This is a genomic window from Deltaproteobacteria bacterium (assembly GCA_016208165.1).
Classification (GTDB): domain Bacteria; phylum Desulfobacterota; class Desulfarculia; order JACQYL01; family JACQYL01; genus JACQYL01.
In genome coordinates, this window is record JACQYL010000117.1 from 40,522 (window position 1) to 63,452 (window position 22,931).

The window sequence follows — 22,931 nt, forward strand, 5'->3', positions numbered from 1 at the left end:
TCTGTATCCTACAAAAGTCTTAAATCAGCCTGTAATGCTCCGGCTTCCTTGATCGCCATGAGCACCGAAATGAGGTCTCTCGGCGACACGCCGATGGCGTTCAGCGCCCGGACCACTTCTCCGATCGTTACTCCCTCCGGAAGAAGCAGCAATTTGTTTTCTTCCTCGTTCACGTACACATCCGTCCTCGGAACCACCACCGTTCGGCCTCTTTCGGAAAAAGGCTCCGGTTGGGACACCTCCGGGGTCTCTCGGATCACGATGTTCAGATTTCCATGAGCAACGGCCACAGTGGATACCCGGACGTTTTCTCCCATCACCACAGTGCCGGTGCGCTCGTTCAAAATGACTACGGCCTTGGCGTCCGGCCTGACGTTCACGTTTTCGACCTGGTAGAGGAACTCGACCACGTCGGCCTGGTCCCTTTCCGGAACATCCACACTCACCGCACTCGCATCTATCGGTTTCGCCACCGCCGATCCGAAGTGTTCGTTGATCCTTTCCGCCATTCGATAGGCTGTGGTGAAATCGGCTTTGTACAGGTTAAGCCTAACCTTTCTAGCATGTGCGATCGACAGCGGGAGATCCTTTTCGACCAGCCCACCATTGATCACCGTCCCCACAGTCAGATGATTCTGCTGGACTGAGGCGCCTGCGCCCCCGGCTCCGAACCCGCCCACGGACACGGGCCCCTGGCCCACCGCATAGATCTCTCGGTTTGGAGCTCGAAGGGGAGTCAACAACAGAGTCCCTCCCTGCAGACTCTTCGCATCTCCCAAAGAGGAGACCAGAACATCCAGACGCGTCCCCGCTTTGGCGAAGGGAGGAAGTTCCGCCGTGACCATAACCGTTGCCGTGTTTTTCACACGAATCGCGCTGGGGGAAATGGTCACGCCCAATTTGTACAACATGTTCGACAGGATCTGCTTTGTGAATTCGGCGCGGGTCCCGTCCCCGGTACCGTTCAAACCGACGACGATGCCGTATCCGATGAGCTGATTCGCACGAAAACCTTCAAAATTGGCAATGTCCTTTATTCTGACATTGGCAGATGCCCAAGGCGCCTGAAAAAGGACGAACCATCCTGTTATGAAGGCGGCGGTCAACGCCCGTTTCACTCGAAGCTTATTAAAGGCTCTTCCCGTTTCTCCCGTCATGCCTACCAACGTTCCTTCCTGTTCACGGCTCGTGGTTTGCCCGCAATAGGACCCTACGGTCAATTAACGATGACCGTAGCGCTCGCCAGCTGGCTGTCCGAATCGTATACGACCAGGAGTCCGGTATACGTCCCGGCCACGGCCGTAGGATCGACAGTTACGGTAACCTGGTTTCCGTTCACCGCGGCAGAAGCCACGGAGTTGTTCGTCACCTGAGCGCTGTACGGCGGTACGCCTCCCGTTACCAGGAAGGTCAGCAGATCGCCCGCCGCTGCTGACAGAGAACTCGGAGTAATCGCCAGCATCTCCGGTTCTCTCAGTATCGTAACGCCGGCCGTGAGTGTCTGATTGTTGGCGTCCACGATTCGAATCACGTCCGAATAGGTCCCTTCCACTGCGTCACTCGCAATCGTCATGGTGATCACGTTTCCGCTGACGCTCAGGCTCGCGACATCTATGAGCGTCGTATCCATGACCGTTACCTGATACGGTTCCACACCGCAGAACACCAGGTACCTGAGTTGGTTTCCCGCACTGCCCGAGGCTGTTCCGGGTTCCGTCTTAAAGGCGCAGCCGGTTCCGGCAACCACGACTTCCCCGAATACCCGGAGGCCGTTGGCGTCGTATACTTCGACCACTTCCGGATACGAAGTGTCCTCCTCGGCCGGGTTGGCCGAAATCGTGAAGTGGACTTCATTTCCGTTCCGGATGACCGCCGAACCAACGGAAGCATTGTTCACCAATGCTTCGTATGGCGGCGTTCCTCCGAAAAGGAAGAACACGATCGTATCTTCTTTCTGGCCCTTCTGACTCAGGGGATATATCTGGAAAGCCTTGCTGACCATGATACGACACGTATCTTCGTCACCGCGGCTGTCTTCGATTCGTATCACGGTGATTCCTTCATTCTGAGCCGTAAAACGAACCCGGTTAAACGACAGCTCCTCCAAGGCGCCCACGCTTTGATCGCCGTTGAAAAAGAAGTACGGCGGCAACCCGTAATTCGCCGTGAGAATGAGTTCCTCTCCGGGAAGCAGATTGGCCTCGCTGGGAGTAATCATGGTGCGGTTCTGGATGACGGTTATGGTGGAATAGCCCTGGGTGTCGTTGTCGTCGTCGACGATGGCTTCTGTTGTTCCTAACTGAAAAGCGGTGAATACCGCCTCGTCGTTGTCAGCCCAACCTCCGGGGGGAGCGCTGAGGACTCCGACGGAGGGGTCCGACAGATGCCAGTCAAAATAGGGCGGAGTTCCGCCGTTGGCTCTTAACGTGATCGATTCACCCAAACTTAACGTGACCCTATTCGGAACGATCTTCGGCTCTCCGGCCACGATGTCCAGAGTTGCCGCAGCGGCCAGGTTCTTGGAATCGAACACCGTGATCTTCAGCTTGCCGGCGGCCAAGGGCATTACAAAAAGGTTCTTTCCCGAGCCGTCAGGTACGACTTGCGCCAGGTATGGTTTATCCAGCGTCCAGAAGTAGGGGGGAGTTCCGCCCGATCCCACAAAACGCATGGTCGGCGTCGGTTCGATGTCCAGGGGCACCGTTGCCTTGGGCGGGCTTATGGTGGGAAACAGATCGGTTATAGTGATTTCGAGGCTTCCCCAGTTGCCGGCGCTGTCCGTGACCCAAATGGTTACTTCGCGCGTAGGCCCGATACCCCAGAGATAGTCCGAAGCCACCAGGTAAGTGCTTGATCCGTCGGGAGCGGTGCGACTCTCGTCAAAGCTGGACCACGTCTGGTCTCCGCTGCTGCGGAGTGACCAGAAATACTTGGGGGAACCGCCGGTCACGCTCAGATGAAGATCTTCCCCATAAAACAACGACACACCGTCCGGGGAATGGATGGCCAGAATGGGACCCGCGGGCCCGGAAGGGTCCTGGTTCGAGGATCCGTCGGAGCCGCCGCCTCCGCCACATCCCATCATCAGAACGGCGACGAGAAACACCCACCCATGGAACATCGCTTTTTTCATTGCTTCCCCTGCTTCGTTGATCCGGAGAGCCGAGTAGCACCCGTCTCCATCGTTATCATTCGGACGTACGTCAGTTCGCTACCACGACATCCACCGCGGCCTTCAATCCGCCTACATCATAAATCTCGATCACGTCCGTCCACGTTGTCGCCTCCGCCGCGGCGTCAACGCTCGCAGTGAATTCATATTGACCGCTCGTCTGGCTGAGAACCGGCTGAGTCACCGTACCGAAGCGGTAATCTTTCAACAGCGCCGAATACGGAGGAATACCTCCCTGCACCAGGAATGTCAGTCCCGTGCTGCCCTGCATGGCGGTCACGCTGCCGGGAAGAACCCTCAGCGCGTCCGCAATGGTAATCCTCGCCACTGCATTCACCTGCCGTGCGTCTTCCACCACCACGGTCGCAACGCCCGGGTCGTTACCCGTCTGAAAGATCGCCGAGAGATCGTCTTCCCCGATGGGAATAAGATCCCCCAGTTGGGGGTTTTCGTTGGTCCAGAAATACGGACTCAAGCCATATCGCACCGTCAAAGTCACAAAATCATTTCGTCCGAGCACCGCGGCCGATGGGCTGATGGCGATTTCGTCCTGAAGCTCCGTTACCGTAACGCTCGCCACGGCTTTCAGGCCGGCGCTGTCCTCGAGTACGAGATCCGACATACCCGCATTAAGAGCGGTGACATCAACAGTCGTCGCGCTGCCGTCGAAGTCGCCAAGCTGGATGATATTGGGATCCGAGACATACAATGTGTACGGGGGGGTGCCGTCGGACAGACGAAAGGACACCGTCGATTCGTTGGACACGGTTACCACCGAGGGAGTGATGTTCGGATTCTGCTCGAGAATCGTAATCACCGCCGTATTTTGAACATTGCGGGAATCGCGAACGGTGAGCGTTAGCGTACCAGCCAATTTCGGAATCAGGGTAGCCATCGACCCGTCGCTGTTTAAGAACAGATCGGCCAGATACGGCTTATCCGCGGACCAGAAGAACGGCCCATCGCCTCCGGAGGCAAAAAGACGCATCGTCGGCGTGCTCAATGTGTCCAGGGCGATCGTCGCCTGACTTGGAGTTACCTGGAGCACGTCAGGTTCTCCGATGACCAGGCATACGGAGGCGTTCCTCCTATGGCCGTCAACAGAAGCTCGTCGCCAAAATACAGGGAAGCCTGCTCAGGATTGACCTTCACAGACCGTACTGTTACGGAAGCGGAGCCACTCGATCCGCCGCCGCATGCCGCCGCCAGAATCCAAACCAATGAAAGAACCGCAATCAATATCCACTGAACCTTGAGCTTCATCATGTTTCCTCGAACGGAAGAACCAAGGGGTTTAAAGGGTTTTGTAAAATTCCACCGTGACCCACACCTGAATGGTTCCAAACGTGGCCGTAACTACGGCGTTTCCCACCGTGTCGGCATTATTGGCTGTTAACGTGGTCGTAGCGCCGGCTGTAGCCCCGTCCGGATTGGAGGCCGTGCTCAGGGAGGAGCTGCCCAGGCTCCCAAGGGTCGTGCTGAGGGCCACGGTTCCCTCCAGCGGTTCACCGTTGGCGTCCCACAACACCACTTTGACCGTACAGCTCCCGCTATCGGTCACATTGAGACGATCCGGAACAACCGTCAATTGAAGGGTGTTTTCACCGTCGTTTCCAGTCTGGGCGCTTACGCCTCCTCCGCTGCAACCGGAGAGCATGAATGTTGCGGCCGCCAGTATCAACGCGCACGCTATACAAATGTGTTTCTGTTGTTGTGACTTCATTGGAACGTTCTCCACATCCGGTGATGCACTAAAACGGCCAGACCCAGTCGAGTACTCGCGCCAGCCAGCCCGGACTTTCCTTGTCTGCCAGAATCCCCTCGCCGTAGTATTCGATCCGGGCATCGGCAACATTGTCTGATCGGATGGTGTTGAAAGATGTAATGTCTTCCTGGCGTATGACGCCGCTCAGAACGATGAATTGCTGTTCGCGGTTCAGTGTGACTTCCCGCGACCCCCTGATCTCCATATTGCCGTTTTGAAATACTTCAACCACCCTGCACGTGATCGTCCCGGACAGAGTTCCGGACCTCCTGGTTTGGCCTTTGCCCTCGAAATCGTTGACGCTTTTCCCTTTCACCCCCGGTTGAAACGGTTCCCCTAATCCCAGAAAGTTGTTCATGCCCAGCGATTGGGGAAGCCCAAGCAGGGCGTCCACCTGAAAGCCCAGTTCGGTTTCTTTTTCATATTTTGAGTTGGATACGCCGGTTCCGGCTACCGTCTCCACAATCTGCACTGTCACAATGTCGTTCACCTGGCTCGCCTTATGGTCCATGAACAGGATGCTCTCTGAATTGCGCTCCTGCCAGAGCGAGCCGGGATACTGCCTTTCAGGCAACGTGAGCACGGGTTCGGGCACCTGACCGAAGAATTTGGTTCGGTCCCGTACGGGCGGCCTTTCCGCGCAACCGAGTTGAACAAGTACTAGGACGAGGAGACACAGGATGCAGAAACGGTTTTCCTTTTTCATCAAAACGCCACCTTTACGGTTTGAGGACCCACCACCTTGCCTACCACTTCCCTTTTGGAAGAGATGTTCAACACTCGAACCTCTTCCCCCCGCGCTCCGTCCTCCCGAGCCAATCCTTTGGTCGTCACGCGGAACCAGGGAGACTGAGCAACGATAAGAACACTGGCCCCCCGCGTCACCCATAAAGGCCGGTCCAGATCGTCGGGCGTCAACACAGCGCCTTCCGCGATTCTCCTCGTGACCCGTTTCCCGACAACGTCCGTCAGACTCGCCAGCGTGCTTGTATGCAGCCGGGAAAGGTCCAATCGGTCGATACGAACATCGCCGTCCCGAACGATCTCGTTCCGATCCAACGTTCTGGAAGCGACGACCGCATTCGTCATGACCGCGACCCATCCCCGCCAACGGAGCCGCCTCAGCACTTCTCCGTCGTGCTTCAGCATGATTTCCAGACTTACGGGGCCCAGATAGTCTTCGTTTGGCGACGCTGAAACCGCATATGAAATGTCCACTCCGGGTAGCTCGACACCGATGGTCTTAACGTCTTGGATCTCGACATCCGCTTCTTGCCAATCCATGTGTTCCCGTATGAACTCTTCCCCAATGCGCGCTAGCTCTTTTTCGGATATGTCGCGGCAGGTCCTCTTCACACGGACTATCGTCGCGCCTGTGACCTCGACTCTCCTGTTCGGGAAGGCTTCCTGCAATCGCTTCTCGACCACGTCCGCATGCAGCAAAGTGTCCCGACAAAGCGCCGGCGCAACTCCTATCGTGAGGGACGAAACAACTTCCCTAAGTTCAGGCTCCTGAAGGATGACCTCGCCCACCTCGGAAAGACGGATCAGGTGACTCGTTACGTCCGCCTCTTGTTTCAGAGCGACCTCGATGGAAGGAAGCTGCGACGCCCCAACCGAACAGGCCACCGAAACCAACATGCACAGAACGGTCAGACTCACGTTGTTCCTGAAGTTTTTCCTCGATGCTCTCAAATCCGATTCCTTGGCGTCAGTGCATGCTATCGTCTGAGGTTGTTTGCCATTTGCAGGATCTGATCGCCGGCCTGAATCGACTTGCTGTTGGCCTCATACGCCCTCTGGGCCACGATCATAGCCACCATTTCGTCCACGACGGACACATTGGAAAGCTCCAAGTAGCCTTGTTGAATCTCACCCAGCCCGTCTTCTCCCGGCGTCCCGGCGATAGGATCGCCCGAAGCGTCCGTGGCCCTGAAATTGTTTCGACCGGCGCCGTCGAGCCCCGTGGGATTCGAGAACGTGACCAACTCTATATTTCCCACCTGAACTGCAGCCGTGTTACCCGCCTGACGGACGCTGACGGTGCCGTCCGAAGCCACGTTGATTTGCTCGGCGTCCGCCGGAATGGTAATCTCCGGCAACAGCAGCCACCCGTCCGAGCTTACCACCCGGCCGTCCGAGTCCAGCTTGAACGCGCCGGAGCGAGAATAGAGGGTGTCGCCGTTGGGGTGCTGAACTTGGAAGAAACCCTGGCCTTCGACTGCAAGATCCAATGAGTTATCCGTCTTGACGAAATCTCCCTGGATAAAGAGCCTTTGAATGGCTGCGGGACGGACACCCAGGCCCACCTGCATGCCGGTGGGAACCTCGGTTGTTGCCGAGCTTGCCATCCCGGCCAACTGCAACGTCTGGTAGATCAGATCCTGGAAATCGGGACGACCCTTCTTGAAACCCGTTGTATTAACGTTGGCCAAGTTGTTCGAGATGGTGTCCATGTTGAGCTGTTGGGCCTGCATGCCCGTTGCCGCCGAAAACAGGGTTCTGATCATTTTTTGTTCTCCATCCTGGCTATCAAGGCTATCAATCGTTTTATCCTGTGACGGTCTGTATGAATTTGCCTTTCAGTTCATCCACCATCTGAACCACCTTCTGGTAGGTTTCAAAACTCCGCATCGAACTGATCATGTCCGTCATTTCTTTGACGACGCTCACGTTGCTTCTTTCCAAGTAGCCCTGGACAACTTGCATCTTTTCTCCCGCAGGGGCAGGTTGGACATCCGTCCCCATGGTGAAAGCCGTGTCCCCGACCTTGCTTAATCGCCCTTCTTCCGGCATCCGTACGACTTTCAGTTGACCCACCTGCTGGCCGCCATTGAAGATGGCTCCATCCGGTTCGATGGTGAGTTCATTAGGCTGGGCGCCCCCGCCGTTCGGAATCCGGATCGGACCGTCAGCGCCCATCACCGGCAAACCGTCCGTTGACAACAGGTTGCCTTCTCCATCAATAGAAAATCGCCCCCGGCGCGTATAAATCTCCTGATCCCCATTCCGTAGCACGAAAAAGCCGTCTCCTTTGATGGCGACATCAAGAGGATCCCCGGTGTGCTCCAATGCTGCGGGCTCCATGATGGGCATCGCCTCCACCAAGGTCCCGTCCTGGTTTCTGTTTTCCAACAGGGTTTGAAGCCTGAGGGCATCGCTTCCCGCCGGGTTTGGGTTGATACGCGCGTTCAACTGGAATACGCTCATCCAATTGCTGAACGTCTCATCCCGGACAAATCCGGGAGTGTTCAAGTTGGCCAGATTGTTGGAAGTCGTGTCCAATTTCTTCAGTTCGGATAACAACCCCGCCGTAAGCGCCGCGATAGACCGATCCATACTTCCTACCCCCCTGCTCGCCGTTGCACTGTTTCGAAGCAATTTACATGCCATTCGATTATTTGGAGAAGGGGCCGGACAAACGGCATGACGAGCGCGAAACGCGCTGAGAGGCGGATTTCGGCGGCGAAGGATTCGGGAAAAAAATGGGTAGTTCCTGCCTATTCAGAACAATTTGCCTATCCAAGCCACGGTCCTTCCACTCACGACGGCCGATGAAGTCCTTATGATATATGTCATTGATAACATTACATTTGATTGGCTTGAAGCACAGGTAGCCGGCCCGACTTATCGACGGTTTCCCGTCGATAAGTCGGGCGGCATCCGGCAGATTTCGCTTGCTTTTCCACGGCGTCTTTCCGTTGTTTAATTGTAAAATCAGTAGGTTACATCTGCGTCAATATTCCGGCACGGTTGTTGCTCTACATTCGTTGTGCGGCGACCACCAACCGGGAAGGATGGTCGCCCGCCCCGTGATGCCGGTCCGAATCGCCAGTTGGCCGGCGGTAATGAACTATAACTGGAGAAACTGTATGATTTCTTCGATGTGGACGGCCTTCTTGGGTTTGGACACCTTCGGAAGGAGCATCAACGTTATTGGCAACAACATTGCCAACGTGGCTACCGACGGCTTCAAATCGGATGACACCAATTTTGCCGACCTTGTGGTGGGCACCAACAGAAACAAGCAAGACGTGGCAACGGCGGTGAACGGCCGCGGAAGCATGGTTTCCAGTATCCAGACCTTATTTCTTCAGGGACCTGTGCTGCAAACGGAATCCGATACCAGTCTGGCCATCATCGGAGACGGCTTTTTCAATGTCGCCGACCCGAACGACAACATATTCTATACCAGGAACGGCAACTTCTTCCTGGATCGGTCCGGCAATTTCGTCAACGATGTCGGAATGAGCCTCCAGGGCTTTGCCTTTGATCCGAAAACCGGAACGTACGCGGAGGAGCTCAGCGACCTGAACATTCCATCCGTCCAGCATAGCGTGCGCACCACCGAATTCTCCATTGAAAATTACCGTTTGGATTTCAGCACCGGCGAAGCACTGTCGCATACTCTGTCGGTTTATGACGACGTGGTGGGAAGCGTATCGGAAATAGGGATCGATTTCTCGCTTCATCCGGGCGTTCAAAACGGCGATTCGCCCTGGCGGTGTACTCTTTCTCCATCCCTCGGAAGCATCAGCAACCTCAATGTGCCACAGGCATCCGACCCGCCGGTGGATCCTCCGTTGGAAGCCGGGGAGGCGGCCATTGACTTCTATTTCACCGGAGGAACGCTTTCAGGCGTCGGATCGGAGGGTCTTGTGTCGGATATCAACTTCGATCTCGAACTGGATGGTAAGTTGTACAATATTTCCTGGAACTTGACCGATCCGGACAACCCGGATCAATTTCTCCCCGGAGAAATCATCTCCACCACGCTTCCCACATCTTCGGACGGGCTCCTGCAGGATGGTTTCGACAACGGCGATCTGGCCAACTTTACTATTGACCAAAACGGCATTGTATTTGCCGAATACACCAACGACAACCCCAACGCCACCATTCCGGGCCGGATTGCCGTAACCACTTTTCGCGCCCTTGCAGGATTGGAGAAGATCGGGGAAACCCTCTTTCAGGCGACCGACGCGGCCGGAGAGGCGTCAACCGGAGCGGCAAATTCCAGCAATAGAGGGATAACGCTGCAGTTCAACATCGAGCAGTCCAACGTCAATCTCGCGGACGAACTGGTCAAGCTACTCATTGCCCAGCAGGCCTTCAACGCGAATTCCAACGCAATATCCACCAGCAACCAGATGCTGCAGACCGCCATCCAGATGAGGACCTGACACCTATGCCGTATTATGTGGGTCTTCGATAATTGTGATTCAGTTTGTAAACAAAAGCGAAGATTTCGGCCACAGCCCGGTACAAGGAGGGAGGTACTTCCTGCTCCAGATCCAACTTTGACAGAATCTGCACCAGATCGGGTTCGTACTTTATTGGCACTCCGTGTTTCTTGGCGATCTCGATAATCTTTTCCGCCAGATGCCCCTTGCCTTTGGCCACGACACGGGGAGCCCGCTCTTTTTCGGGACGATAACGCAGAGCCACCGATTGCTTCTGCTTGATTCTTTTCTTGTCGGCTCCCTCCATATCGCTCCCTATGCCACTATGTGCATGCGATCGCTCTCGATCAGTTGCGAGACTTCGGGGGATGTTTCTGTCTGGATGCGTTCCCGCTTGACCTGCAGGCACGAGATCCTTTCCACTTTGAATCCACGGTCCGCCAGGTTCACCCCCAGTTCGGAGAGCCGATCCCGCACATAGTCGGCTACGTCGAGACGCTCCGCCATCACTGTGACGGAGATCCGATCCTCCTTTTTCAAGTAGGCATCTACACGTAAAGGACCCATGTTTTCGAGGTCCAGAAGAAACACCACCATGATTTCGGTGGGAGACTCTCGTTCTTTCTTGTCGCCGCTTTCATCTTCGTATTTGAATCGTACGGTCAGCCTGCCGGTTTCCACTTGACCCGCCCACGAGAAGGGCACCTCGAACGCGAGCGATCCTTCCTCGTGAAACGCCACGGTATTCACGATTTGGGTGGCCAGAAGATGTTGCAGCAGATTCCGAACCGGGCCTTGGGCATGGTTGGACAGGTTTTGCAAATCGGACCCTCCGTCCTTCCCGCCCCCTTGTTCGAGGATCTCCGACAGTTGTCCGTCTAATTGGATCAAAAGCGATTTCAGGTTCTCCTGCGCAGGAATCGAGCTTTGCGACGCCCCTCCTTGCTTACCGGCCAGGCCGGCCTCCAACGTGTGGCCGGCGAGGGCCAGAAAGCGATCGAAGAAATCGGCCTTGCCGACCTGTTCCCCGCCGTACGTAATCGACTGAATGAGTTTCAGGACGTGCTGGACGCTTCCGGCCACCGGAGAATCTGCATTCACGTGTGCGCCGAGTTCCGTTAACGACCGAATGACGGAATCATACAGGTGCGGACCGGCCTGCTGTGCGTTCAAAAAGGTCCTTAAACTCGCGGCCGACATCTCGACGTTCCGTTCGTCGCCGAGCACCGGCGTCAACAAAGGAAGGCCCTTGTCCGAGATCACTCGAAACATATGGGTCTCGCCTTCCTTCAAAGGGCGTTCCAACAACACGCTCACGACCTGTCCGCCGATCTCGACTCTGGCAGGCGGATGCGGAGATGAATTCAGATCTCCGGAGCCGACTTGAAGCACTTTAGCGAAAAGCAAACTGTCGTTTCGGTAGTTGAACGTCTGAACGGGGAGGGTCTCCGAGGCGTTGGCGACGACTCCCTGATGCGACAGCAACGGGCCGGGCTTCGCCTGCAGGACCTTGAAAAGATGTTGTTCGCCCACAGCGGACGGTCGGTCCAGCCAAACCGGCGCCTGCTTGCCGTTCACTTCCACCACTGCCCGATATCCGCCGGGCGATGTTTCCGACGGTGGATCGAGCGACCCTTCCACAGCGACCAGCCTCCCTTGAATACTTTGGCCGGTGCGCACAGCCTGAGGAGAAGATAGAAGCCTTTCACTGCTCCCTTTCTGGATTTCCGCGCTCCGAGATCGTGTCGGATCGGCCCCTTTGTCTTCCACGGCGGTCCGCTCCACTGCCACCACCAGCTCGGGGCGGACGCTTAGAACGCGAAAGACCGCGGTTTTTCCTGCCGAAATCATGGGCCGGCGGGTCATTTCCTGATTCGAGGAGGCTGCCTCCAATCTTGCCACCCGCGTGTTTCCCAGAAATTCGATACGAAGTCGGCCGTTGGTTTCCGTCTCGAGGACCTTTGCTTCGATCGTACTTCCGGGGGTCAGCTTGAACCCGGACTTCAGATCCTGTTGCAGCCCTCCCCTGCCGGATTTCATGGCGGTTTCAGACAACGGGTCCGTCATTATCGTCTTCATTTGCGAAGATCCAGAAGCAGTCTGACCTCGTTTTCGGGCACGCCTGTTCTTTTTGCGATATCCGACACGGACGCTCCGGAGGAAGCCAGTTCCAGCACTTGCCCGTAAGCATCCGTTTTCAGCTCGGAACCGCTCGCCCCCAACGCCCGAACCTGCTCGAATCGTCGAAGAAGAGTTTCAGCCTCGGCCACGAGTGACCGCATCTCCGCCTCGCGCTCTTTTTGTATTTCTAGAATCCTTTTGAGGGACATCTGCTCTTGCTTAATCGCGCCCTCAAATTCACGCATGGATCTGTCCGATTCCGAGACCACGCGGCTCAGCGACTCGAAAAGCGCTTCCAAGCGCTTCTCCCGTTTGGGCACCCGAAAAAAAAACCAATAGACCACGATACCGATCAGAGACAAATCTACTATTGCCTGGATGAACAGAAAAATAGGGAGGTATGAAAAACTCATCAAGAATCAGATTGTAATATCAAGAAGGCGTATGTTCAAGAGGTCTACCACCGCAGGCTCTTTTCCGGGGCTCTCTTCGTCGCTTTTCCTGTCATGGTCGGCCTGTTTGCCCCTGTCGTCCTTCTCCCTCCGGTCTCGCTTCCGCGCGCCGTGAGAGTCGTCGGAGTCGCTTACACGCTTCTGAGCAGCCTGCCGCTCCTGTTCGAGCTGCATGCTGAACCTCGGGCCTTGGTGATCATTATTCTGCTGTTGGGAATGCCCTGCCTTTTCCACGTTTGGGGTTTGGTTCAAAACCGACTGTAAATCCAGAGCGCGAATCATGCCGACCTCCGCTGAGCTTCTTAACCGGAAGCATCGCCAAGGTGTTATATTATTTTAATACAGAATTCACCGAATGGCGAATCCAAAAGCGAACGATCACCGCTTTTGGCCATAACGGCCGGAGTCCTCGACGCCATTACCCGCTCGCGACCGCCGGACCTGTTTAACTCCTAGATCGGCTTAATGAATTTCGAACTTTAGCTGCGGCAACCGGTTTTTACCGACAATTGAGGCTCCCCGGACTCCTCACCGTTAATACCTTTGTCGTTTCAAACTGTTCGAGAAGGCACTCCGCAACGCCGGTCACAGAACACATTCAATCGAATTCCGTCCCCTTTTCGAGTCCTCGGCGCAGAAATCGTGACAAAGCATTCCATAGTCTGTAAAGTAAAATCGCTGTCTAACCGATTGATAAGTTGATAAACATATCTTATGGGCTCTCATCAAGGTCATTCATTCAATTTACAGCCAAGGTTTTGGAGAGATGGACACCCGAATCATTGAGGAAATTGCTGCCAAAATAGATGAGTTGGCGCTAAAAGCGGTCATGCTGGAGGCCACGGATGTTGGTGGCATGGGCGATCTGCTCAACCAGACCGAATCCCTTCTGGGCTATGAATCTCCGGGCAACGTGATTGTAATCATCTCCCGGTCGCTGTGCAGCCTGGTCGAGACGATCATCATGAATCAGGATCAGGATCTTTCCCGCCATATGGGCATGATGGCCAAGGGGGTTTCTCTGCTTCAGGAAGGACTCCGCTGCATGAAACTCGGCGACTCACTGCCTGCCGGCTCCATCGAATCGTATTGGGAGGAGCTGAGGGAATTGGGTGTCGAGGTGGAAAGCGGCAAACCCCAGGTGACGGATTCGTCGCCTGAAAAGACGCAAACGGACGAAGTTCAAAAGGTGGCCGTGGAAGAAGCCGAGGTACAAGAGCCCCAAGAGAGACCGCCCTCAGAGGCCGAAAAGCCTCAGGAACAAAATCTCATTGTCGACAGCGACACGTGTTATGAATTTATTACGGAAACCCTCTCCAACCTGGAAGAGGTGGAACCCCTCGTTGTCGAGTTGGAGTCGGATCCGACCAACAAGGAAATCATCGGCGCTATATTCCGCTGTTTCCATACGGCGAAGGGAGTCTCCGGTTTCCTGAACCTTCGGCGAATGAACCGGTATACACACGAGTCGGAAAACCTTTTGGACGAAGTTCGAAACGATCGTATTCACTTCGACCAGAGAATCGGGGACTTTCTTTTCGAAGGTTTTGACTTCCTCCGGGAAATGCTCGAGGGGATCCGAGCCAATCTGGACAAGAGCATCCCCTATGAACCCGATTACGATGTCGATCCGGGCATACAACGCATCCATGCGCTGCTGTCGGATACGTACCAGCCTGAGGTTCCCGCGCCGGACGAGGATGTTAGAGAGCCGATCGGCCGGATCTTGGTGGACATGAAGCGGGTTACCCCCGAAGACATAGACTCCGCCCTGGAAATGCAGAAGGAAACTCCCTCCAAGAAGATCGGGGAAATCCTTTCGGCGGAAGGCAAAGTCACCGGCAAAGACGTGGACGAAGCGCTGAACCGGCAGAAATCCGCTGAGCCCACCATCAGGGTGGCCACCGAGAAACTCGATCACATTGTGGACATGGTAGGTGAATTGGTCATCGCCCAAGCTCTCGTTGCGGAAAATCCGGTGATTCAGCAAACCAGCGACCAGAAGCTTGTCAAGGACTTCTCCCAGTTGAACAGGATCACTTCCGAGCTTCAGAAAACCGCTATGAGTATGCGGATGGTGCCCATTCGGCAGACTTTCCAGAAAATGGTTCGCCTTGTGCGTGATCTGTCCCGAAAATCCGGCAAACTGGTCGATCTCACCATGGCGGGCGAGGACACGGAGATTGACCGGAACTTGGTGGACCAGGTCTATGACCCCCTCGTCCACATGGTCCGCAACGCCATGGATCATGGGCTGGAATCACCGGACGAACGAGTCTCGGCAGGGAAATCACCTTCCGGCGCGCTCCAACTCAGGGCCTATCATCAGGGAGGCCATCTGTTTATCGAGATTGCGGAGGACGGTCGAGGACTGGATCGTGACAAAATTCTGAAAAAGGCGATTGACCGAGGACTCGTCAAGCCGGGCGGCGACTATTCGGATAATGAAGTCTTCAACTTCATATTCCTTCCGGGGTTCTCGACGGCGGAAAGGATCACCGACATTTCCGGAAGGGGTGTGGGAATGGATGTGGTCAAGAAGTTCGTCGAAAAAGTTCGAGGAATCGTGGAGATAAAGTCCACTCCCGGCCGAGGCTCGACATTCATCATCAAGCTGCCTTTGACGCTGGCCATCATCGACGGCATTGTTGTCATGGTAGGGGGAGAACGATATATTATTCCGGCTCAATCGGTGAAGGAATCGCTTCAAGCCCGAAAGGACCAATACATTACCGTGTCTGGAAAGGGCGAGGCTATAAACATCCGAGGCAAGATTTTCAGCCTGATCCGTCTGCACCGGATTTTTGATATCAAAACGGAAAAAACCAGCCTCGAGGATGCGATTCTCGCGGTCGTGGAATACGAAAACCGAGAAGCCTGCCTTATGGTGGATGACGTAGTGGGAAAGCAGGAAGTCGTCATCAAGAGTCTGGGACACCGCCTGAGTAAAGTGAAGGGCTTCAGCGGTGGAACGATTCTCGGAGACGGCCGGGTGGGACTGATTCTGGACATCAAGGGCGTGATGGACATTCATGAGAATGATTAGTATTCTTCCGAGTAGGATACAGAGGACGATGAGGAAGGATGACGGAACCGGTCGACGCGGAACAAATGGAAATTACAGATACTGAATTCAAAACCTTTTCGGATTTCGTCTACTCATATTGCGGCATCAACCTCCACGAGGGCAAAAAGGAGATGGTCAGGGCCCGAGTGGGAAAACAGATGCGTCTCAAGGGCTTCGGCAGCTTTGACGATTACTTCAAGTTCGTCCTGAGCGACGAATCCGGAAGTGAAGTTGTTGGTCTCATTAACGCCATATCGACCAACCTGACCAGTTTTTACAGAGAATCCAGGCACTTCGACTTCTTAACTCATGAAGTGATTCCGGAGCTGAACAGAAGCCGGGTATCCCGAAGGATTCGAGCTTGGAGCGCAGGCTGTTCGACGGGCGAGGAGCCTTACACGCTTGCCATGGTTTTTCATGAAGGTCTCCAGGCAGAACTACTGAGAGACTTCAAGATTCTGGCTACCGATATTTCCACCCGGGTTCTGGAAACCGCGATGAGGGGCGTCTATCCGGAAGAGCGAGTCCAGACCATTGATCCGCTCCTGATCCACAAGTATTTTCAAAAAGGCGTAAGCAATCAGAGGGGATTTTACAAGGCTAAGGACGAACTCCAAAAATTGGTTCATTTCGCTCGACTCAATCTCATGAAGCCTTTTCCCATGAAGGGTCCGTTCGATGTGATTTTCTGTCGAAATGTAATGATCTATTTCGATCAGCCTTCCAGGGAACAACTGGTTTCGCGATTTTTTGATTTTCTCGCTGCCGGAGGATACTTTTTCGTCGGGCACTCGGAGAGTCTGACGGGCGTACGGCATCCTTTCAAGTACGTCGGCCCGAGCATTTACAGGAAATAGGAACTAAAGCTGCAGGATTCAAAGGTATGATAAAGGTTCTGGTTGTAGACGACTCAGCGGTTGTAAGGAAGGTTATTTCTGAGTCATTATCCAAAGAAGCCGATATCGAGGTGGTCGGCACCGCTCCCGATCCCTACGTGGCGCGAGACAAAATCGTCCAACTCAAACCGGACGTCGTTACGCTGGATATCGAGATGCCACGTATGGACGGAATTACGTTTCTCCGCAAGCTGATGAAATATTACCCGTTGCCCGTGGTGATCCTGAGTTCACTGACGCCCGCAGGCAGCGTCACCGGTATAGAGGCGCTTAACGCCGGCGCCGTGGAAGTCATGAGCAAACCGGGTTCTTCTTTCTCCGTGGCGGAGATGTCGGAACAGCTGGCTGATAAAATACGCGCAGCGGCGAGAGCCAAACTGGTTAGACCCGGTCCCAAGGATGAACCGCCCTCCAAACCTCTGGCTTACAGCAAGGCTATGTCTGAAACCACTCACAAAGTCATTGCCATCGGAGCGTCCACAGGAGGAACGGAAGCGCTGAAGCGAGTCTTGATAAAGATGCCGACAACCACGCCCGGCATCGTTATCGTCCAACATATGCCCCCCAAATTTACAACAGCTTTTGCTGAACGGCTCAACTCGATCTGCCATATAAACGTAAGAGAAGCTCAAGACGGGGATGGGGTAATACCCGGTTTGGCATTGATTGCACCCGGTAATTTTCATATGTTACTTAGAAGAAGTGGCGCACGCTATTATGTTGAAGTCAAGGATGGGCCGAGGGTGCACCATCAACGACCGGCTGTAGACGTCCTCTTCCGTTCCACGGCAAAGTATGCCGGCGCCAATGCGATTGGAGTCATCCTGACCGGAATGGGAGCGGATGGGGCGCTGGGGCTCCTGGAAATGAAACAGGCCGGAGCGCCTACTATCGCGCAGAACGAGCAGAGTTGCGTTGTCTACGGCATGCCAAAGGAAGCCGTTAAACTGGGCGCAGTTGATACGATTCTCGATATCGAAAGGATCGGACCTCAGATTCTGGCCTTGGCTTGAGAACCCCGAACCTGGAGGAAACCGAATTGTTATGAAAGTTGAATTGGTCAATCCTTTCCTGGCTGCGGCCATTAATGTTCTCCGGACGATGGCGTTTACGGAGGCCCGGGCAGCCAAGCCGTTCATCAAGAAAGATAAGAAAGCGGTGGGGGACGTAACGGGCATCATCGGAATCACCGGGCAGGCTACCGGATCGCTGTCCATCACCTTCAGTCAACGCTGCATCGAGAATGTGGTTGGAAATATGTTTGGCGAAAAAATCGAAGGCATCACGGACGAAGTGAGGGATGCCGTCGGAGAAATCACCAACATGATTTCAGGTGACGCCCGAAGGAAAATGGACGAACAGGGTTTCAATTTGAAGGCATCGATTCCTACCGTGATCTCGGGTTCCGGACATATCATCAAACACATCAGCCCGGGCCCGTGTGTCGCCATACCCTTCGAGACGGATGCCGGCTCTTTTGTCGTGGAAGTCAGCCTCGAAGAACAGGACTCCGGCTAACGGTCTCGCGACAAACAGTCCCTGAGTTCATTGACGGAGTTCCCCAACCTGTCTAATCCGCTCAGGAGCCTGTTGGAGTCCAATTCCGGTCTGAGGCCGCTGGTGTACATTTCCACCAGGGTTCTCACGCCGGATAAATCGTTGCAGATTTGATGAGTGATTTTTCTCAGCTCTTTTATCCTATCATCCATTCCAGGTTCCCAATGCCGGATTAAGGTTTGATGAATTCCGCCCCCAGAGGGAACTGCCGACCAACTCATTATCATTGAACAAGACTAACCTGTCAACCGCCGTTTGAGCGGTACGCGGGCAAAAACCACCTGCCCGAAGGCCGGTACTTGGCCTGCCGGCGGGAGGCGGCCGTCTCTGAATCAAAACTACTACGAAAAAGGTCAAGTTTGAAAGATTGTTACCGATAAGGTATTATATATAAACTGTTACATAGAATGAAACACGATAAGCAGATACCCTAGGCAACTGTTCAAGGACCTTGAAAGTGACCCGAATCAAAACACATGGGTGGCATGATGAAGATTGAAGACCTGGTAAAGATCGGCCAAATGGAGATCCAAAGTAGGAAAAGCGTGCAGACGGAAACCGACTGCTCTTTTGAAGCCATTTTGAGAGAAAAGGCGCCTGCCCAACAGTCAGGCGCCTCCAGCGTCGGTGTTGCGGACCGTTCCCAGGGTCCATCGTCCCCTCCCCCTCCTATTTACATCTCCGCCGTTTCCGATCTCGGTCCATCGGAGGCAGCCGGAAGCGAGGCTCTTCGAAAGGTTGAAATGACGCTGGCCCTTCTGGAGCAATATCACGACGAACTGCTTGACCCCTCGAAAACATTGAAAGCTTTGGCAAATACGGTGGAGTTGCTCAAGCGGGAAGTGGGCGGCCTTCAAGAGCTGGTTTCAAGATACCCGATAGAAGAGGACCTTAAAGCTATCATCAATCAGACAGCCATTCAGACCCAGGTCGAAGTAACAAAGTTTGACCAGGGAATGCTCCTGTAGCGACGCGCGGCGCCCGCCGAACGGTCGCCGGGCGCCGTTGATTCCCGCTTCAAATCCGCGGCCCGCCTTTATCCTTTTATCAGAGTAGTCTCTTCTCAAAGATACGTACGGCTGGTCGGACACGATTGCCCACGAGCCGCATCCCATCCTGGCCTTTTATCTGTGACGGGTGACTCCCAACTTGGGGCACATGACATCGAGAGGGCAGGTCGTGCAGAGAGGCGAAATCGGCTTGCACACGGCCTGGCCGAACGGAACCAGAAGGTCGTTTAACTCGATCCAGTACTCTCCGGGCAAATGCTGACGCAAAGCAATCTCGGTAGCATCGGGTCCCTTGGTCTGAACGTATCCCCACCGGTTGGTGATCCGGTGTACATGGGTATCCACGCAGATGCCCGGCAGTCCATACGCCACCGTCAGCACCAGATTGGCCGTTTTTCGGCCTACTCCTCTGATGGAAAGAAGATCGTCCAGATCGCGGGGCGCCTTGCCTCCGAACTGTTCCAACAAGGTGCGGCTCACATCGAGGATGACTTGCGCCTTCCTCCGGTAAAATCCCACAGGATAAATGGCTTCACGAATTTCAGTTTCGGACAAAGCGATCATTGCCTGGGGAGTGTCTGCCTTTTGGAACAGACGGGCGCTGGCATTCCAGGTGGTCTTGTCCTGGGTTCGCAGACTGAGAAGACACGAAATCAGAACGCGGTAGGGATCTCTTCCTTTCTTGGCGACACGGCCCACGGCAGGAGTTGCAAGGTTTCGAACCTCCTCTCGAAGGATGGGAATGGCCTGGTGGATATCGAACGACTGGGACATATTCAACCTTCCCGCTCAGTGCTTGTAAATGTGAAAAAATTGAAATAGCATCACCGGAATTCAGAATATCTGCGAAGGAAATGATCCCATGAATCGAATCCGTTTTTTGTCCTTAGCAACGTTGATTGCCACGGTCTTCCTGTGCGGCGCCTGCTCGCCTCCGGACTCCGCGGCCGCGAAGTTGAAGTGGGAACAGTACACGGAAGGACTTGAACGAGGCAAGAAAGAGAACAAGAAAATACTCGTAAAGTTCCATGCGGACTGGTGCACCTACTGCACTACAATGGATCGGTCCACGTATTCCGATCCCGAGATCATAGCCTATATTAATAAATTCTTCGTTCCCGTTGAAGTCGACACGGACCGAAACAAGGGTTTGGCGATCCGTTACCGTGTCAATAGCTTGCCGCTGAACCTCTTCTTGAAGCCGAACGGGGACCAGATCCTCCCTTTGCCCGGTTTTGTACCCCCAAAGATGTTCATCAAGTTTCTGAAATGGGTCGCCCAGGACGCCTACCTCGAAACCACTCTTAAGGATTTCGTGGACAAAGAACAGTAGTTCGGCAGGCCTGGTTCGGGAGTGCGGCGGTCGCGGCATCACGTATTCGGACACGCTCGGCCATGAAAGGCCGTTTCGGCATGGCCCGGAAGACCCCCGCTTTTGGGGGACTTCGGGCGCTCCGCCAAAGTCGGTGCGGCATTGTTTAATAGAGATGAAGGAAGTAAAACGGAATCCTCTCCGGCGCTTCCCTCGCGTGTTTCCCGGGAATGAAACAGGCCTAACCTGCAAGGGACATAGGTCATACCTTCCCCAACTTCGGGACCTAAGCGAGCCTTACAGCTTCTGTCCCACCCACTCGGGAACGATCCCCTGCAGATAGCTGTTGAGAGTGGCAAAGCTGTCCGTAAATATGAGCACGCCCACTATTATGAGGAGAGCCCCCGCGAATCCGTTGAACAGCGGCAACCATCGTTTCAGACGGTTGAGCAAAGGCAGAAAGTGACCGACGGCCAAAGAAGCAAGGAAGAACGGCAGCGCCATGCCCAGGGAATAGGTTGAAAGCAGCATCATCCCTTCTCTGGCGCTCTGATTGGCCCCCGCCATCATCAGAATGGACCCCAGGATCGGCCCCACGCACGGGGTCCATCCAACGGCAAACGTGACGCCGACCAATGTGGTGCCCAGATAACCGGCTGGTTTGTTCCGAATGTGAATCGAAAAATCCTTCATCAGGAAGGGCAGCCGAAGCTTATATGACAGGGCGATTACGATACCGAACAGAACGATGAGTATTCCTCCCACCTTCTTGATAACATCGCCGTAGTCATAAAACAGGCCCCCGATCGTGCTGAACGAAAATCCGAGCGCCACGAACGCGATCGAGCACCCGAGGATGAAAAAGAGGCTGTGTATGATCACCCGCCGACGGTAGACCGGCTGGTTATCAATGGCGATCTGATCGTAACTGAGACCCGTTATGAAGCTGAGGTAGGAAGGAAAAAGAGGTAGGGTGCAAGGAGAAAGGAAGGTCAGAACGCCCGCTGTAAAAGCGATGAACAGCGTCACATCAGCCACTTCAATACCCCCTTTGCCGGACCCTACCGCCCCGCCTTAACAGGCCGTTAAGGTCATTCGTCTCATTTCCCGCCAATTCAACGACTTCTAGTCGTTCACGTCTTTGCTCACCGATGTGGATTTGTCCGAGTCCCCGACCCGGCATGCGTCCCTCATTCACGTGCTTACGCCCAACTTGGGCAAGACATACGCCTGAAGCAAAAACCATATCACGACAATGCCTACTACAACCAGCAAATCTCTCATTCTTAGTCCCAACACACGGTTGAAATTAGATTACGCTCAGGAGAAGGGCGACGATGAAGGGCTGCACCCCGACCCTTTGGACGACATTACTCCCCCTTCCGATCCCGTACACGAGGCAAAAGCCGACATCAGCCTCTTGGGACTTCCTGCCCCGCACTTGGGACACTTCACGTCCGCTTCTTTTCCCAGTGATACGATCTCCTCGAATTGGTGCGCACACTCGGAACAACAATACTCATATAACGGCATCCAATATCTCCTTGCTTTTCCTCTCGACCTGCCACGCGCCGGCGCGTAGGAAGGAACGACATCGATCCAAACAATATGATCTTTATCTAAACACTCTTGAGCCCATTTTCAAGGGATATTCTCATTCCCTTCTTTGGACTCGACGCTGACTCACGTGTCGGCGTCACCCTGCATCTTATCGGAACGAACCGTTCCGAAGACCTACCCTCACGAAAAACCCGACTTAGAGCCGCATCCCGACCCGATCTCCCGGCCGAAAGGCTTCGTCGCGTTGCGTTTGGATAACCCTACGGGCGCTGCGTGTTTACCGTGACAGTGCGGGCATCTGACGCACGAAAACCATTTCGTCTTAGCAGGGGAACTGAAGTACCGACCGCAATCCGAACACAAATATGTATAGTCTTCTTTCATGCATTCCTCCTTAGCATTCCAGCCTCGATGCTGGTTTCATGCCTTCGTTCAAATCGAACCTCTATATATAGAGCCGGTAAAATCCAATCGGTTACCGAATTGTTCGATCATCGGCCATCCTCGACCCATCCAGCTTATGGCCGATCTTTCACCGCCTCCAATCCGAGCAACAAAACCCTTGGAGAAAGGTCCGTCAGCCGCGCCGCCAGATTCGGCCAGCATCCCCTGCCCCCAACGTGGAGCCACCCTCCGACATGAAGCAGTACTCCGCCTCCTCGGCCGATCAGTCCGCCATGGAGCCTCCTGATCTTCCGAGCCATGATCCGGGTACGCCGCTCCCACTCTTCTTTCCCCGCCCTGCCCGAAGCCAGAAACTCTATCGGAGCGGTATCCGCTCGATTGAATGCGTCAATCGCACGCTCGTATTGGCCCCGCACCTGCTCCGAGTGAGT

General features: G+C 54.6%; 25 protein-coding genes. 7 read left to right on the top strand and 18 right to left on the bottom strand.

The annotated features are described in order from the left end of the window. Nucleotides 1-8 precede the first annotated feature (8 nt). The 9 genes from HY788_20795 to HY788_20835 all read right to left on the bottom strand — a co-directional run bounded on the left by HY788_20795 (nucleotide 9) and on the right by HY788_20835 (nucleotide 8,276). Complete coding sequence (locus HY788_20795; protein MBI4776581.1) at nucleotides 9-1,157, bottom strand: flagellar basal body P-ring protein FlgI; 1,149 nt, start codon at nucleotides 1,155-1,157, stop codon at nucleotides 9-11. A 59-nt stretch (nucleotides 1,158-1,216) separates the two neighbouring features. Continuing rightward, nucleotides 1,217-3,133, bottom strand: a complete 1,917-nt coding sequence (locus HY788_20800; GenBank protein MBI4776582.1) for a hypothetical protein — start codon at nucleotides 3,131-3,133, stop codon at nucleotides 1,217-1,219. A gap of 70 nt (nucleotides 3,134-3,203) precedes the next feature. Beyond that, the gene (locus HY788_20805) at nucleotides 3,204-4,220 is read right to left on the bottom strand and encodes a hypothetical protein (protein ID MBI4776583.1); all 1,017 of its coding nucleotides are present in this window, start codon (nucleotides 4,218-4,220) and stop codon (nucleotides 3,204-3,206) included. Beyond that, nucleotides 4,208-4,438, bottom strand: coding sequence for a hypothetical protein (locus tag HY788_20810; protein ID MBI4776584.1), 231 nt, complete (start codon nucleotides 4,436-4,438; stop codon nucleotides 4,208-4,210). The genes HY788_20805 and HY788_20810 overlap by 13 nt, the downstream gene beginning before the upstream one ends. Before the next feature lie 28 nt (nucleotides 4,439-4,466). Next, nucleotides 4,467-4,895: a hypothetical protein gene (locus tag HY788_20815; GenBank protein ID MBI4776585.1), complete on the bottom strand. Its 429-nt coding sequence runs from the start codon at nucleotides 4,893-4,895 to the stop codon at nucleotides 4,467-4,469. Between the two features lie 28 nt (nucleotides 4,896-4,923). Further along, on the bottom strand, nucleotides 4,924-5,643 hold the full coding sequence (locus HY788_20820) for a flagellar basal body L-ring protein FlgH (GenBank protein MBI4776586.1): 720 nt from the start codon (nucleotides 5,641-5,643) through the stop codon (nucleotides 4,924-4,926). Beyond that, nucleotides 5,643-6,632, bottom strand: a complete 990-nt coding sequence (gene flgA / locus HY788_20825) for a flagellar basal body P-ring formation protein FlgA (GenBank protein ID MBI4776587.1) — start codon at nucleotides 6,630-6,632, stop codon at nucleotides 5,643-5,645. The genes HY788_20820 and flgA overlap by 1 nt, the downstream gene beginning before the upstream one ends. Before the next feature lie 26 nt (nucleotides 6,633-6,658). After that, nucleotides 6,659-7,447, bottom strand: a complete 789-nt coding sequence (gene flgG / locus HY788_20830; GenBank protein MBI4776588.1) for a flagellar basal-body rod protein FlgG — start codon at nucleotides 7,445-7,447, stop codon at nucleotides 6,659-6,661. Between the two features lie 40 nt (nucleotides 7,448-7,487). After that, on the bottom strand, nucleotides 7,488-8,276 hold the full coding sequence (locus tag HY788_20835; protein ID MBI4776589.1) for a flagellar hook-basal body protein: 789 nt from the start codon (nucleotides 8,274-8,276) through the stop codon (nucleotides 7,488-7,490). A gap of 533 nt (nucleotides 8,277-8,809) precedes the next feature. Here HY788_20835 and HY788_20840 point away from each other — a divergent pair. Continuing rightward, entirely contained in the window at nucleotides 8,810-10,120 is a 1,311-nt protein-coding gene (locus tag HY788_20840; GenBank protein MBI4776590.1) for a flagellar hook-basal body complex protein, read from the top strand. Between the two features lie 13 nt (nucleotides 10,121-10,133). Here the strand turns inward: HY788_20840 and HY788_20845 are convergent, their stop codons facing one another. Genes HY788_20845 through HY788_20860 form a run of 4 tightly spaced genes read right to left on the bottom strand, consistent with a single transcriptional unit; the run spans nucleotide 10,134 to nucleotide 12,975 of the window. Continuing rightward, a complete protein-coding gene (locus HY788_20845; protein MBI4776591.1) occupies nucleotides 10,134-10,427 on the bottom strand; it encodes an EscU/YscU/HrcU family type III secretion system export apparatus switch protein in 294 nt (97 codons plus the stop codon). A gap of 8 nt (nucleotides 10,428-10,435) precedes the next feature. Continuing rightward, the gene (locus tag HY788_20850) at nucleotides 10,436-12,199 is read right to left on the bottom strand and encodes a flagellar hook-length control protein FliK (GenBank protein ID MBI4776592.1); all 1,764 of its coding nucleotides are present in this window, start codon (nucleotides 12,197-12,199) and stop codon (nucleotides 10,436-10,438) included. After that, nucleotides 12,196-12,654 (bottom strand): hypothetical protein, encoded by a 459-nt coding sequence (locus tag HY788_20855; protein MBI4776593.1) that lies wholly within the window; start codon nucleotides 12,652-12,654, stop codon nucleotides 12,196-12,198. The genes HY788_20850 and HY788_20855 overlap by 4 nt, the downstream gene beginning before the upstream one ends. A gap of 6 nt (nucleotides 12,655-12,660) precedes the next feature. Next, nucleotides 12,661-12,975 carry a hypothetical protein gene (locus HY788_20860; protein ID MBI4776594.1) on the bottom strand — a complete coding sequence of 105 codons (315 nt, stop codon included), beginning with the start codon at nucleotides 12,973-12,975 and terminating at the stop codon, nucleotides 12,661-12,663. A gap of 484 nt (nucleotides 12,976-13,459) precedes the next feature. On the opposite strand from HY788_20860, the gene HY788_20865 reads away from it, so the two are divergent. Genes HY788_20865 through HY788_20880 form a run of 4 tightly spaced genes read left to right on the top strand, consistent with a single transcriptional unit; the run spans nucleotide 13,460 to nucleotide 18,174 of the window. After that, entirely contained in the window at nucleotides 13,460-15,739 is a 2,280-nt protein-coding gene (locus HY788_20865; GenBank protein ID MBI4776595.1) for a chemotaxis protein CheA, read from the top strand. 38 nt (nucleotides 15,740-15,777) lie between these two features. Further along, nucleotides 15,778-16,617, top strand: coding sequence for a protein-glutamate O-methyltransferase (locus HY788_20870; protein ID MBI4776596.1), 840 nt, complete (start codon nucleotides 15,778-15,780; stop codon nucleotides 16,615-16,617). Nucleotides 16,618-16,643: 26 nt separating this feature from the next. Beyond that, nucleotides 16,644-17,669, top strand: a complete 1,026-nt coding sequence (locus tag HY788_20875) for a chemotaxis response regulator protein-glutamate methylesterase (GenBank protein MBI4776597.1) — start codon at nucleotides 16,644-16,646, stop codon at nucleotides 17,667-17,669. Between the two features lie 31 nt (nucleotides 17,670-17,700). Then, nucleotides 17,701-18,174 carry a chemotaxis protein CheX gene (locus HY788_20880; GenBank protein MBI4776598.1) on the top strand — a complete coding sequence of 158 codons (474 nt, stop codon included), beginning with the start codon at nucleotides 17,701-17,703 and terminating at the stop codon, nucleotides 18,172-18,174. On the opposite strand, the gene HY788_20885 is transcribed toward HY788_20880, so the two are convergent. Then, nucleotides 18,171-18,365, bottom strand: a complete 195-nt coding sequence (locus HY788_20885) for a hypothetical protein (GenBank protein ID MBI4776599.1) — start codon at nucleotides 18,363-18,365, stop codon at nucleotides 18,171-18,173. The two genes, HY788_20880 and HY788_20885, sit on opposite strands and share 4 nt — an antisense overlap. 333 nt (nucleotides 18,366-18,698) lie before the next feature. Here HY788_20885 and HY788_20890 point away from each other — a divergent pair, with 333 nt between their 5' ends. Continuing rightward, nucleotides 18,699-19,181 (top strand): hypothetical protein, encoded by a 483-nt coding sequence (locus HY788_20890; protein MBI4776600.1) that lies wholly within the window; start codon nucleotides 18,699-18,701, stop codon nucleotides 19,179-19,181. Nucleotides 19,182-19,337: 156 nt separating this feature from the next. On the opposite strand, the gene HY788_20895 is transcribed toward HY788_20890, so the two are convergent. Continuing rightward, nucleotides 19,338-19,997 carry an endonuclease III gene (locus tag HY788_20895; GenBank protein MBI4776601.1) on the bottom strand — a complete coding sequence of 220 codons (660 nt, stop codon included), beginning with the start codon at nucleotides 19,995-19,997 and terminating at the stop codon, nucleotides 19,338-19,340. A gap of 88 nt (nucleotides 19,998-20,085) precedes the next feature. On the opposite strand from HY788_20895, the gene HY788_20900 reads away from it, so the two are divergent. Beyond that, nucleotides 20,086-20,556 carry a thioredoxin family protein gene (locus HY788_20900; protein MBI4776602.1) on the top strand — a complete coding sequence of 157 codons (471 nt, stop codon included), beginning with the start codon at nucleotides 20,086-20,088 and terminating at the stop codon, nucleotides 20,554-20,556. A gap of 276 nt (nucleotides 20,557-20,832) precedes the next feature. Here the strand turns inward: HY788_20900 and HY788_20905 are convergent, their stop codons facing one another. The 3 genes from HY788_20905 to HY788_20915 form a co-directional block, all read right to left on the bottom strand. Further along, entirely contained in the window at nucleotides 20,833-21,573 is a 741-nt protein-coding gene (locus HY788_20905; protein MBI4776603.1) for a sulfite exporter TauE/SafE family protein, read from the bottom strand. 282 nt (nucleotides 21,574-21,855) lie between these two features. Beyond that, nucleotides 21,856-22,068 (bottom strand): zinc ribbon domain-containing protein, encoded by a 213-nt coding sequence (locus HY788_20910; GenBank protein ID MBI4776604.1) that lies wholly within the window; start codon nucleotides 22,066-22,068, stop codon nucleotides 21,856-21,858. Nucleotides 22,069-22,613: 545 nt separating this feature from the next. Continuing rightward, nucleotides 22,614-22,931 (bottom strand): hypothetical protein (locus HY788_20915; protein ID MBI4776605.1); only part of this gene is annotated, 318 nt, incomplete at its 5' end.